Origin of the sequence: Caballeronia sp. BR00000012568055, from assembly GCF_029439455.1 — a bacterium.
Lineage (GTDB): Bacteria > Pseudomonadota > Gammaproteobacteria > Burkholderiales > Burkholderiaceae > Caballeronia.
The window spans coordinates 83,417-95,490 of the sequence record NZ_JAQFVG010000243.1; the positions used below are offsets into that span (position 1 = coordinate 83,417).

The 12,074-nt window shown below is 61.1% G+C and carries 14 protein-coding genes and 1 pseudogene; 7 read left to right on the forward strand and 8 right to left on the reverse strand.

The window, feature by feature from the left end; translation table 11 throughout:
- A pseudogene (locus tag P7F28_RS12075) lies at window positions 1–250 on the reverse strand (RAD55 family ATPase); the annotation flags it as partial.
- Window positions 251–650: 400 nt separating this feature from the next.
- Here P7F28_RS12075 and P7F28_RS12080 point away from each other — a divergent pair.
- On the forward strand, window positions 651–929 hold the full coding sequence (locus P7F28_RS12080) for a hypothetical protein (RefSeq protein ID WP_277184718.1): 279 nt from the start codon (window positions 651–653) through the stop codon (window positions 927–929).
- A 101-nt stretch (window positions 930–1,030) separates the two neighbouring features.
- Window positions 1,031–1,690 carry a DUF2968 domain-containing protein gene (locus tag P7F28_RS12085; RefSeq protein ID WP_277184719.1) on the forward strand — a complete coding sequence of 220 codons (660 nt, stop codon included), beginning with the start codon at window positions 1,031–1,033 and terminating at the stop codon, window positions 1,688–1,690.
- A gap of 39 nt (window positions 1,691–1,729) precedes the next feature.
- Here P7F28_RS12085 and P7F28_RS12090 read toward each other — a convergent pair whose 3' ends face one another.
- The 3 genes from P7F28_RS12090 to P7F28_RS12100 are packed head-to-tail and all read right to left on the reverse strand — an operon-like array spanning window position 1,730 to window position 3,286.
- Window positions 1,730–2,245 carry a methylated-DNA--[protein]-cysteine S-methyltransferase gene (locus tag P7F28_RS12090; RefSeq protein WP_277184720.1) on the reverse strand — a complete coding sequence of 172 codons (516 nt, stop codon included), beginning with the start codon at window positions 2,243–2,245 and terminating at the stop codon, window positions 1,730–1,732.
- 41 nt (window positions 2,246–2,286) lie between these two features.
- The gene (locus tag P7F28_RS12095) at window positions 2,287–2,547 is read right to left on the reverse strand and encodes a hypothetical protein (protein ID WP_277184721.1); all 261 of its coding nucleotides are present in this window, start codon (window positions 2,545–2,547) and stop codon (window positions 2,287–2,289) included.
- Window positions 2,540–3,286 carry a DNA/RNA non-specific endonuclease gene (locus P7F28_RS12100; RefSeq protein ID WP_370467305.1) on the reverse strand — a complete coding sequence of 249 codons (747 nt, stop codon included), beginning with the start codon at window positions 3,284–3,286 and terminating at the stop codon, window positions 2,540–2,542. The genes P7F28_RS12095 and P7F28_RS12100 overlap by 8 nt, the downstream gene beginning before the upstream one ends.
- A 150-nt stretch (window positions 3,287–3,436) precedes the next feature.
- Between P7F28_RS12100 and P7F28_RS12105 the strand changes: the two genes are divergently transcribed.
- A complete protein-coding gene (locus P7F28_RS12105; RefSeq protein ID WP_277184723.1) occupies window positions 3,437–4,465 on the forward strand; it encodes an alpha/beta fold hydrolase in 1,029 nt (342 codons plus the stop codon).
- On the opposite strand, the gene P7F28_RS12110 is transcribed toward P7F28_RS12105, so the two are convergent.
- Window positions 4,462–5,742: an MATE family efflux transporter gene (locus tag P7F28_RS12110; RefSeq protein WP_277184767.1), complete on the reverse strand. Its 1,281-nt coding sequence runs from the start codon at window positions 5,740–5,742 to the stop codon at window positions 4,462–4,464. The two genes, P7F28_RS12105 and P7F28_RS12110, sit on opposite strands and share 4 nt — an antisense overlap.
- Before the next feature lie 148 nt (window positions 5,743–5,890).
- Here P7F28_RS12110 and P7F28_RS12115 point away from each other — a divergent pair, with 148 nt between their 5' ends.
- A complete protein-coding gene (locus P7F28_RS12115; protein ID WP_277184724.1) occupies window positions 5,891–6,211 on the forward strand; it encodes a YnfA family protein in 321 nt (106 codons plus the stop codon).
- On the opposite strand, the gene P7F28_RS12120 is transcribed toward P7F28_RS12115, so the two are convergent.
- Entirely contained in the window at window positions 6,212–7,219 is a 1,008-nt protein-coding gene (locus P7F28_RS12120; protein WP_277184725.1) for a DUF2891 domain-containing protein, read from the reverse strand.
- A 180-nt stretch (window positions 7,220–7,399) separates the two neighbouring features.
- Between P7F28_RS12120 and P7F28_RS12125 the strand changes: the two genes are divergently transcribed.
- Together P7F28_RS12125 and P7F28_RS12130 are read left to right on the forward strand one after the other, a co-directional pair.
- A complete protein-coding gene (locus tag P7F28_RS12125) occupies window positions 7,400–8,695 on the forward strand; it encodes an MFS family transporter (RefSeq protein WP_277184726.1) in 1,296 nt (431 codons plus the stop codon).
- 239 nt (window positions 8,696–8,934) lie between these two features.
- Complete coding sequence (locus P7F28_RS12130) at window positions 8,935–9,612, forward strand: hypothetical protein (RefSeq protein WP_277184727.1); 678 nt, start codon at window positions 8,935–8,937, stop codon at window positions 9,610–9,612.
- A 13-nt stretch (window positions 9,613–9,625) separates the two neighbouring features.
- Here the strand turns inward: P7F28_RS12130 and P7F28_RS12135 are convergent, their stop codons facing one another.
- Both P7F28_RS12135 and P7F28_RS12140 read right to left on the reverse strand, forming a co-directional pair.
- The gene (locus P7F28_RS12135; protein ID WP_277184728.1) at window positions 9,626–9,766 is read right to left on the reverse strand and encodes a hypothetical protein; all 141 of its coding nucleotides are present in this window, start codon (window positions 9,764–9,766) and stop codon (window positions 9,626–9,628) included.
- A 41-nt stretch (window positions 9,767–9,807) separates the two neighbouring features.
- Window positions 9,808–10,821 (reverse strand): AraC family transcriptional regulator, encoded by a 1,014-nt coding sequence (locus P7F28_RS12140; RefSeq protein ID WP_277184729.1) that lies wholly within the window; start codon window positions 10,819–10,821, stop codon window positions 9,808–9,810.
- Between the two features lie 102 nt (window positions 10,822–10,923).
- On the opposite strand from P7F28_RS12140, the gene P7F28_RS12145 reads away from it, so the two are divergent.
- Window positions 10,924–12,057, forward strand: a complete 1,134-nt coding sequence (locus P7F28_RS12145; RefSeq protein ID WP_277184768.1) for an acyl-CoA dehydrogenase family protein — start codon at window positions 10,924–10,926, stop codon at window positions 12,055–12,057.
- The last annotated feature ends 17 nt before the right edge of the window (window positions 12,058–12,074 follow it).

Here is a 12,074-nt window from a genome sequence, read left to right on the forward strand (position 1 = left end):
TGGTATGCGACTCCGCGATCAGCGTGATGTACAGCACCATGTCGCCGTTCGCCACGCGATGAAAGCCGATCTGCGAGGACAAGATGGTCTTGCCCGCGCCCGCCATGCCTTCGATCAGATACAGGCCGCCTTCGACAAAACCGCCGCCGATGATTTCGTCCAGCCCAGGCACGCCCGTCGTGACGTTGCCGTCGCTTGCGGCGGCGTTCGGCCGGTCTGGTGGATTCGAGAGGTTGTGCTCTTCAGTCATTGCATTTTCGTTTTTACTTGGCGGACCGGCGTCAGGTGAACGCGCATTATGGCTGACTGCAGCTTCGATGTCGCTCGATTGCGTCTCACTTACTGCCGACCTCGGGCAGCCACAACGCCGCGCCACGGCTCGATATGACGGAACCGGTGTCGCGGTGGCCTGTACATCGAGCCGTCGAGCGGAAGGTGCGAATGCTGATCAGAGGCATTTTTCACGCCCGCTCGGCCTTTGCAATCGAAAACACGCTTTTTCAGGCGCACTTCGGATTATTTTGAGATGTTTCTCATGGGCGAAGTAGGGCGTCGCTGCTGAAATACAGGCTGTTTCGTAGCGCGCGGCCAATGCTTTTATCAGCCGCCTTTTTTCGGCGCGCCGCGCCATTTACCGATCAGTCTTCGCCATGCACCGTTCGAATTCCAACAAGCGCGTCATCGCGCTCGCCGCCAGCCTCGCCACGTTGCTCGTCGTGACCGCTGCGCCGGTTCGCGCAGCCCAGCCGCTCCCCGATAGCGGCATTCTTTCCGCCGCGCCATTCACATTCAAAAGCGACGGCGCTATTTTTTCGAAGCACCACGATACGCCGTCTGATTCGCGCATTTTCTCGCCGCGTAAATCGTTGTCGGGTAATCGCGAACCGCAGTTATCCGAAGACCGCTTCGCGCGTCCGACGTTGTTGTGATTCGTCGTTTGCCAAGCGCCAATCGAATAGGCTGGAATTAGCCGATTTCTATCGCCATAATCCATTGCGAATGAAGTTTCTCGATGCTCGGGGATTTCGCAATGAAGCCCATGACGATTGCGCGAAGCGTATTAATCATGGCCGTGTGCATCGGCGTTTTGCCGTCTGCGCGCGCCGTGGGCAATGACGCGGCCAGTCAGCCTGTGATTATCGATATTCCCGATGACGGCCAGCCTGCAAATGGCGATGTCGCCGAATTGGAGAGCTTGTCGCGTGACGGGAAAATCGTCACGTTGCGCAAGGCGTTCAATGGCAGTTATGGCGCGAGTCTTTCGTATTATGCGGAAAGCATGATTTATTACGCCGCTTTGTTTCAGCAAAGCAAAGTGTGGCGTGTCTACAAGACGCAAAACGATTCGCGCGCCGAAGCGGTCTATGCGGATTTCGTGAAATCATCCGCGACACTTGCCGATACTGAAATCCGCCGCATCAAACTGGAAGCGGAAAAGGCTTACGCCGATAAGCAGATCGCCGCGCAGACGGATCGGGCCAATCGCCTGCAGGCGGATCTCGCTATCGCCCATGCGCAGCAAGGGCAGGTGGCGAGCCATCAACTCGAACAGCAAGAAGCCATTCGTAATTTGCGCACGGAGCAGGCGGCCGCGCAGGCGCAACTGCGCGCCTTGCAGCAGCGCGTTCAGGATCTGCAAAGACAAAGCGACAGCGACCTTCCGCCGCCACAGACGCCGCCTCTTCGGTAGCGCGGACGTCCGTTTAAGCAAACTCGCCCGTTGATGCCTCTAGAACAGGCTCAGTTGTTCGCGTCCCGGTCCGCCTTCGAGCGTCAGCAAATGACGCTTGCGATCGACGCCGCCCGCATAGCCGGTCAGTTCGCCATCGCCGCCTATTACGCGATGACACGGCACGATGATCGCCACCGGATTGCGCCCGTTCGCGCCGCCCACCGCGCGCGATGCGCCCGGCGGCAAGCCGAGGCGACGCGCGAGATCGCCATACGTCCACGCTTCGCCGAAGGGAATCAGGCGCAATTGTTCCCACACTTGCTGTTGAAAGGGCGTGCCCGCGAGCTTCACCGCTACGCTGAAATCCGTGCGTTCACCCGCAAAGTATTCGGCGATTTCCTCGCGCGCAATCGCGATCACGCGTGATGTCGGCGCGTGCTCCGACAAGGTCGATTCCGGCACGCCCGGCGGAAAATGCTTCTGTCCGACGAAATACAAGCCCGTCAGCGCCTCGTTTTCAGCGCGATACAAAATGTGCCCGAGCGGGCTCGGGCCGACATGGCATTCGATCACATCCGTTCTCCGTACTGCGGTAACAGCCAAGTGTAGACGCCTCAGATAAACGGATTGTCTGTGGCGCCACCGGGCTTTGTTGGTTCGTCCGCGAGTTTGGCGGGCAGCGACGCCTCTTTCTGCAAGGCATCGACGATGGCGTTCACGGCTTTTTGCAGCGCGATCGCGTTGGCGAGACCCGCCTGATCGCGCGCGATGGTCAGGTCGCCGCTGATCGTCAAGCGCGTTCTACCGTTGACGATGTTGATCGCGTCGCCCGCGATATTGAGTGCGTCGGTATCGTTGCCAAAGGGTTTAAACACCGTTCAATCCTCCAATTCGTTTGTCCTTGAGCGCGTCCGGAATGCCGGGAAACGCGAGGCCGCTGATGGCTTCGAGTTCGCGCACGGTTTTCATCGTGTAGGTGTTGGTCGGCGTATTTTCGACGACCACCGCGAACGCGATTTTTCGCTGCGGCAAGTACACCACTTTATAAAGCTGCGTCGGCACGAACACGCGCGAGTCGCCAATGGTCTGCAACTGCCGCCCTGAAAACAGCGGCCCGGTCACGACATACGCTTCGCCGGATTCTTCCGTCAGCCTGCGCACCGATTGTTCGATACGCGACCAGATGCGCCGATTGTTCGACGGATCCTGCGGCACGATATTCGCCAGCGAGAACGATTCCGCCATGCCCTTCTTCGTGCCGCGATCGCCCGCGGGACTCATATGGCCGCGATCGTAACCGCTGCGTTTGTAGTCATCGAGTTGAGCGCTTTCGCCTTGCGGCAGACGCTTCTCGACAAAAAAGCGATTGGTGCGCGTGTTGTCCTTCGCGTCGTCGATACCCTGCGCGGTCAGATGTTCTGCCGACCACAAAGGGCCATGCGTGACGCCGGAATGAAGCAACGCGAAATCGGAATAGCAGATTTCCTGCGTGGCGGCGCGCATCTTCGTGTTCGTGACGATGGGCGTGCGGCCGTTGGGACTGAACTGCGGACAGTCGCTCGCGGTGGCGCTGACGCATACCGTGGCGAACAGCGCCGCGATGAAAGCCTTGATGCCTGAGTGCATTGTGTCGTGTTGAATGAGCGCGTCGAAATAGCGCGTGGAAACAGGCCGAAAAGTATAAGCGCAGCGATGCACGCGCGGGGCACGATTGCGTATCGAACGATAGAATGCCTCGCACCTTTCAATGAGCGATCCGCCGATATGAATCTCTGCCTCCGTGTCCTGCTCGCGCTTGTCTCCTGCCTTGCGATGTCGCTGCAGGCGCACGCAGCCGACGACGGTCCGTCCTATGGTCCCGAACTCGAAGGCTTCGATTACCCGTATCCCGTGGCGCGCTTTGCGTTCACGTCGCAGCGGCAGGTCGTGAAGATGGCGTATATGGATGTGCATCCCGCGCATCCGAATGGCCGGACGGCGGTGCTTCTGCACGGCAAGAATTTCTGCGCGGCGACGTGGAAGCAGACCATCGACACATTGAGCGATGCGGGGTATCGCGTGATTGCGCCGGATCAGATCGGCTTCTGCAAATCGACTAAGCCGCAGCGCTATCAGTACAGCTTCCAGCAACTCGCGCGCAACACGCATGCGTTGCTGGCGGCGCTCGGTGTCTCGAAGGCGACGATCATCGCGCATTCGACGGGCGGCATGATCGCGGTGCGCTATGCGTTGATGTATCCGCGCGAGACGGAGCAACTGGCGCTGGTGAATCCGATCGGGCTGGAGGACTGGAAGGCGAAGGGCGTGCCGTCGGTTTCCATCGACGATTGGTATGCGCGTGAGTTGAAGACCAGCGCGGACAGCATTCGCGCTTATGAGACCAGCACGTATTACGCGGGGCAATGGCGCGCGGATTACGAGCCTTGGGTGCAGATGCTGGCGGGAATGTATCGCGGGCCGGGGAAGGATATCGTCGCGTGGAATTCGGCTTTGCAGTACGACATGATCATGACGCAGCCTGTTTGCTATGAATTCGATCAGCTCAAGACGCCGACTTTGCTTTTGATCGGCGATAAAGACACGACGGCCATCGGCCGCGAATTCGCGCCGCCTGAAATCCGTCCGACGCTCGGGCGATATCCGGAACTGGCGAAGCTCGCGCACGAGCGCATCGCGGGCTCGACGCTGATCGAGTTTCCGGACGCGGGCCACGCGCCGCAGATGCAGGATCCGGCGGTATTCCACAAGGCATTATTGAAAGGTCTCGCCGACTTGAAGCCGCAGCAGAACTAAGCGGCAACAACCCGCTCAATCCCCTTCACCTGCACCATCAGCGACACCCCTCGCGCCACCATAAAAACGGTGAGCGCGAGCCACAATCCGTGGTTCCCGAACGGCCCGACCAGCGCCCACGCCGCCACCGCAAATACCACGAGCGATACCACCATCGCCTTCATCAATTCATGCGTGCGGGTCGCGCCGATAAACACGCCATCGAGCTGAAATCCCATTACCGATGCCAGCGGCAACACCGCCGCCCACGGCAAATAACGCGCCGCCGCCGCGCGCACCGCGTCCTGATCCGTGAGCCGCGCGATGATCCATTCCCCGCCGATCCAATACACCACGGAAAAGCCCGCCGCGCCGATAGCCGACCACAGCATCGTCACTTTGACGGCCTGGCGGAACGCGTGCCGGTCACGTGCGCCGATCGCTGCGCCGACGAGCGCTTCGGCGGCATGCGCGAAGCCATCGAGTCCGTAGGCCATGAAGGTCTGGAAGTTGAGCAGCAAGGCGTTCGCAGCGAGCACGATATCGCCCTGACGCGCGCCCATGTGCGCGAACCACGCGAACGATCCGAGCAGGCACAAGGTCCGCACGAAGATATCGCGATTGATTCCGACTAGACGCTTGAGCGCGTGGGTATCGAATAAAGTGGAGAGGGCGATTGGCGGCAGGCCGTGCGCGCGCAGACGCCACAGCATTGCAAGGCCGAGCACGAAACCGGCGAAATCCGCGAACGCCGTCGCCGCGCCGATGCCCGCAATGCTCCAGTCGAATCGATAAACAAACAGCAGCACCGCGACGATATTCACCGCGTTGATGAACACCTGAATGGTCAGCCCGAGCCGCACGCGCTGACAGCCGAGCAAGTAGCCCAGCACGACGTAATTGCCGAGCGCGAACGGCGCGGCCCAATTGCGCGCGTGGCAATAGGCGCTCGCGGTATCGTGTACGGCCGCGCTGCCGCCGAGCGCCGACAGCACGTAGGTAATGATCGGCACCTGCAAGGCCAGCACGCCGATGCCGATCGAAAACGCAAGCATCAACGCGCGCAGCAGCGTCGCGCGCAACGCGGCCTGATCGCGCGCGCCGAACGCCTGCGCGGCAAGCCCCGTGGTGCCCATGCGCAAAAAGCCGAAGCCCCAGAACACGAAGCTGAACACCAGCCCGCCGAGCGCGACGCCGCCGAGATATTGCGGGCCGTCGAGATGACCGGCGACGGCGGTATCGACAGCGCCGAGAATCGGCTGCGTCAGATTGGCGAGGACGATGGGAACCGCGAGCATCAGCACACGCCGATGCCAGTGCACCGGCAACGCGGCGGCTTGTTCTTGTGGGGAATTCACGTGTGTGTCCGTTCGATGGCGGATCGAAGGCGACATTCTCCCGAGCGCGGCGCGTCAGCGCAACCCGAAGCCACGGATAATGCGCATCATGAAAACACTTCTGCTTTATGTGCTCACGGCGATTGCGGAGATCGCGGGCTGCTGGTTTCCGTATCGATGGCTGAAGGCGGACGGCTCGCCGTGGCTGCTGGTGCCGGGCGCGTTGTCGCTGGCGCTGTTCGCGTGGCTGCTTACGCTGCACGATACCGCCGCTGGCCGCATTTATGCGGCGTATGGCGGCGTGTATATCGGCGTGGCGATTATCTGGTTATGGGCCGTCGATCGGATTCGGCCGACGGCGTGGGATATCGCGGGCGCGGCGATCGCGCTGATCGGCATGAGCGTGATCGCGTTTCAGCCGCGCGTTTGACTACGCTTCGAGCGCGAGCATCGCGAAAGTCGCGAGCCAGTGTTCGCCCATGTAATCGCCCGCCACATGCGCGATGCCCGACGCGAGATGGTCGTCCGCGCTCGCATTCAATATGCCGATGCGCGCATCGCCCGCAGGCAGCGCTCGCGCGATCGTGCGCTGACACCACGCGCGGCTCAGATTCAGCCCGTCGAGGTGCGCGAGCTTGCCGTCGCTGCGATCGGTGACCGTGGCTGGAATGAAAAGCGTCGCGGGTTCGCGTTGCGCGAGTCGCGGGAAAAAGCGGTTCAGCCAGTCGATATAGGCATCGCTCGGAAACACGTGACGCATGAGCACGGCTTCCATCAGCGAAGGGGAAAGGAATTCGTCGCCGGACGGTTCCCAAGCCTGACAGGCTTCGTCTTTTGCAAACCACTGTGTCGCGGTTTCGCTGAGCAGGCGTTCGAATGACGCGTTGTTCACTGTGCGCGCATAGCCGAGCGATAAGGTCAACGCGAACGCCATATTGAAATGCGTGCCCACACGCAACGGATACGTCGACTTCGGCAGAAACTCGCTGAAGCGCGCAACGAAGGCATCGGCGAGCGGCTGAAGCGTTTTGGCCCAGCGTTTGCCATCGTCGGATTGCATCGAATGCAATTGGCCGGAAAGTGCGAGCAGCCACGCCCAGCCATAAGGGCGCTCGAATCCGCGCGCGGCCGGCCGCTCCAGATACGCGACTTCTGCTGCCACATTTGCATCCGTAAAATGCTCGTCGATCACCGCGCGAATCTGCGCGGCTTCCGGCAACGCGGGAAACCGATCGAGCAGACGAGCAATCAGCCAATATCCATGCACGCACGAATGCCAATCGTAACTGCCATAAAAAATCGGATGCAGCGCGCGCGGACTTTGCACATCCGCAGCGCTCGCCATTACATGATCCAGCTTGTTCGGATATTCGCGCGTCAGATGCCCCAACGCGACCCGCGCAAATTTCGATGCCAACGCGTCGTTCAGTTCAATCATGATTTCCTCGTCATGCGATTCGTCTATTCCCGCGACTTTATCGATAAAAAGGGCGATAAGGGTATTTACCTACACGCGGGCCTACACGTTATTTCGGAGTGCGCGGCGATGGAAAGCGTCGTATAAACTTGCGCCCGAATCACGATAACTTCCAATAAACGACCAAGGCCCAAAGAGACTATGACCGATCTACCCGAATACACCGCAGCAGATACCCGGCGTCGCGTCTTCGCGATTGTCGGTGCGTCGTCGGGCAACCTCGTCGAATGGTTCGACTTCTATATTTACTCCTTCCTCGCGCTGTATTTCTCGGCGGCGTTCTTTCCAGGCGGCAATCCGACCGTGCAGTTGCTGAACACCGCAGGCGTGTTTGCCGCTGGCTTTCTGATGCGCCCGATCGGCGGCTGGCTGTTCGGCCGTATCGCCGATAAACACGGCCGCCGCAACGCCATGATGATCTCCGTGCTGATGATGTGCGGCGGCTCGCTCGTCATCACCTTTCTTCCGACGTATGCGTCGATCGGTGCGTGGGCGCCGTTCCTATTGCTGCTCGCGCGATTGTTTCAAGGCTTGTCGGTCGGCGGCGAGTACGGCACCAGCGCCACCTACATGAGTGAAGTCGCGCTGCGCGGACGCCGTGGCTTTTTCGCATCGTTCCAGTACGTGACGCTGATCGGCGGGCAGCTCGCCGCGTTACTCGTGCTGGTGATCTTGCAGATGTTTTTATCGACGGAAGAGTTGAAGGCGTGGGGCTGGCGCATTCCGTTTTTCGTCGGCGCGTGCGCGGCGCTGATCTCGCTCTACCTGCGCCGTTCGCTCGATGAAACCACCACCGCCGAGCAGCGCGATCGCAAGGAAGCGGGCACGATTCGCGGGCTGATGCAGCACAAGGGCGCGTTCTTCACCGTGGTCGGCTTCACGGCGGGCGGCTCGCTGATTTTCTACACGTTCACGACCTACATGCAGAAGTATTTGGTCAACACGGCCGGCATGCACGCCAAGACCGCCAGCAACGTGATGACCGGCGCGCTGTTCGTCTACATGCTGTTGCAGCCGGTGTTCGGCGCGCTGTCCGACCGCATCGGTCGCCGTACGTCGATGCTCTGGTTCGGCGGGCTCGCGGTGATCGGCACGGTGCCGCTGCTGCACGCGCTGTCGGGCGTCACCAGTCCGGTAATGGCCTTCGTGCTGGTGGTCGTGGCGCTGGCCATCGTCAGTTTCTATACGTCGATCAGCGGGCTGATCAAGGCGGAAATGTTCCCGCCCGAAGTGCGCGCGCTGGGCGTGGGTTTGTCGTACGCGGTCGCCAATGCGGTGTTCGGCGGATCGGCGGAATATGTCGCGTTGTGGCTGAAGTCGGCGGGCAACGAATCGGCATTCTTCTGGTACGTCACAGTGATGTGCGCGATTTCCTTCGCGGTGTCCTTCTTCATGATGGAGCCAAGCAAGGAAGGCTATTTGCGCAACGAGCCGTAAAATAGCGTTTTCAGCGGTTCGCTGCCCTCGGAACGATCTTTTTCGATTTCCATAGGCGCGGACCCTGATATCGGTCCAACTTGCCGATGTCGGTAGTTTGGTGTTTTATGCGGTATGTACGCGCGGCGCGCCCGCCGCGGCGACCGGTTTCCGCTGAAACCGCATGCGCGTACACGCGGCCTTTTTTGCACATTTGGCGATGAACGCACTCGGCGCATTTGTTTGCCAGGAGCCTGTTCATGGAAGATTTCGACGAAACGCTGTTTCTGGTCTGGCGTTCCAATCTGAACGTGTTGGTCGGCACGCCGGGCGCGGCCGGGCGCCTCGCGCGCATGATGAGTTTCTCGCCGACGTTCATGAAGCTGATCGTCGCGGGACAGCGGGATTTCAATGAGGAATTCGTGCGCGGCATCGAACTGGTGACCGGCCTGCCGCCGCATTGGATGGACGATCGCCACGACCGGAGCGAGATTCCGCCCGAATCGCAGCGCGCGCTCGACGAGGAAACGCCGCTGGCGGTGTTCCGTGGCACGGCGCATCCGCAGCCCAAGCGCTCGGTGCTGCGCGGGCCGGAGCCGCTTTTGGCGCAGACCGAAGCCACGCGCCGCGTGGCCGATCAGGCGCAGCAGGTGGCGGAGGCGAATCGGCGGGATTTGCTGTTCAGGAAAAATCGCGAGTTGCTGTCGCAGGATTTGCGGCGGCTGGAACGGCAACTCACATTGCTGCAGGTCGATGGCATGCAGCCGAAGGTCGATGAACTGCTGGCGTCCGATCGCATGAGCGAAAGCGCCAAGGCCGATCTGTCAGGCCGGCTGGAGCAGGTCGATAAACATGTGAAGCTGCTGCATCAGCATGTGGAAAAGCTGGTCGCGTTGCTGACCAGTTCGGAAGACGGCAATTCCGGCGATCTGCACTGATCCTTATTGATCTTTACTGCTTCTGACGCTTACGTTCCTCATTGTCTTCCGGTTCCGCATCGACGGCGATCGGATCGCTGGCGGGGAATGTTTCGTCCAGCGCTTCATCGAGCAATTCGTCTTCGTGCGGCTTGTCCTGACTCGGTTTTGTCATGATGGGCTCCGTGTTTTCGGTTCATCTCAATATAACAACATTCAGCGCTCGCGCCGATAATCCGCCGGTCGCACGCCCGTCCATTTGCGAAACGCACGCCGGAACGCGCTCGGCTCGGCGAACCCGAGCGCATCGGCGATTTGCGGGATGGTGTCGGGGGTATCGGCGAGACGGGAGATGGCAAGGTCGCGGCGTAATGCGTCCTTGATTGCCTGCACGCTCAGCCCTTCCTGCTTCAGACGCCGCCGCAGCGTCGCTTCGCCCATATTCAGCGCCGCCGCGATCTGGTCCGCTTCCGGCCAGTCGCACGGCCGCGTTTGCCGCAGCCGCTTTCGGATGCGCGCCGCCAGCGAATCCGGATTCCGGTATTTGACGATGAAGTTCGCGGGGGCATCGCGGAGAAAGGGTTTCAGCGTGGCGGCGGACTGCACGACGGGCAACGAAGCGCATTCCGGCGACATATCGACGTACGAGCGAGGCTGATCGAAGCGCAGTTCGTCGCAGAACATCAGGCGGTATTCGTCGCGCTCGACCGGCTCCGGACAGCGCAGATGCGCGGACAAGAGCGGCACGCGCCGCCCGAGCAGCCAGCACAGCAGACCGTAGACGAGGATAAAGCCGGTCGCGTACGCGAACATCGGCTTGGCTTCGTGACGATCCGTGAGCCAGATGCGCACGCGTTTGTCGTCGATATCGATATCGAAGCTGAGTTCATCGAGCACCAGCCGCATAAAGCCCGCGATACGGCTTAAAGCCTGCGCGCCATCGCGTGCGCTGATCGCGGCGTGGCACATCAGCACGAAGCTGCCGCGCCGCATCGGATGCGGGTCCTGGCCGAAGAACTCGTCGTCGAGCGCATCGGCGATGGCGTGCCACAACTTGCCGTATTGAACCGGCGAGACGCGTGCGCGCGGCGAATCGAGCATCGCCGGCGCGATGCCCGCGTCGTTCAACAGCGCGTTTCGGTCGATACCGCGTGCTTCGGCGCATCGCAAGGCGGCATCGACGAGACTGACGGCGATCGAGTCGCGTTCGACAGAAGTTCGGGTTGTCACTAGGTGGCGTAAGCGCTCAGTTAGCGTGATCGTTTCGGGCATCGGCTGAGGCGTGGCCTTTGCCTAAACTGACTGGCTGCAAAGTCTACAGGTTCAATCATGATCGACGCTTTCCTCACCGAAGAACAACGCATGATCCGCGACGCCGCGCGTCAGTTCGCGACCGAAGTGCTCGCGCCGAACGCCGGTCAATGGGACCGCGACGGCGCGATTCCCGACGCCGTCGTGCGTCAGTTGGGCGAGCTGGGTCTGCTCGGCATGATCGTGCCGGCTGAACTCGGCGGCACCTTCAGCGACTACACCGCCTACGCGCTCGCGATGGAAGAAATCGCCGCCGGCTGCGCCTCGTGCGCGACCATGATGAGCGTGCACAACTCCGTCGGCTGCGGCCCGATCCTCGCCTACGGCACCGATGCGCAAAAGGACGAATGGCTGCCGAAACTGGCGAGCGGCGAAGTGATCGGCGCGTTCTGCCTGACCGAGCCGCAGGCGGGATCGGAGGCGAATAACCTGCGTGTGCGCGCCATCGAAAAAGACGGCAAATGGGTGATTTCGGGCAGCAAGCAGTTCGTGACCAACGGGCGTCGCGCGGGCGTGGCGATCGTCTTCGCCGTCACGGATCCCGACGCGGGCAAGCGCGGCATCTCGGCCTTTATCGTGCCGACGGATACGCCGGGCTTCAACGTCGGCGCGCCGGAGCATAAGCTCGGCATTCGCGCATCGGATACGTGTCCGATCAACTTCGATGAATGCGCGATTCCGCTTGCCAATCTGCTCGGCAATCGCGGCGAGGGCTTGAAGATCGCGTTGTCAAATCTGGAAGGCGGGCGGATCGGCATTGCGGCGCAGGCGCTGGGTATCGCGCGCGCGGCGTTCGATGCGGCCCGCGCATACGCGAAGGATCGCGTGCAGTTCGGCACGTCGATTGCCAACCATCAATCGGTCGCGAACATGCTTGCGGACATGCAGACGCAGATCAACGCCGCGCGCCTGCTCGTGCATCATGCGGCGCGCATGCGGACCGAAGGCATTCCATGTTTGTCGGAAGCTTCGCAGGCCAAACTGTTTGCATCGGAAATGGCGGAGCGCGTATGTTCCGATGCCATTCAGATTCACGGCGGATACGGCTATTTGCAGGACTATCCGGTGGAACGTCATTACCGCGATGCGCGTATCACGCAGATTTACGAAGGCACCAGCGAAGTGCAACGGATGGTGATTGCACGCAACGTATAAGACACAAATGGGAGACG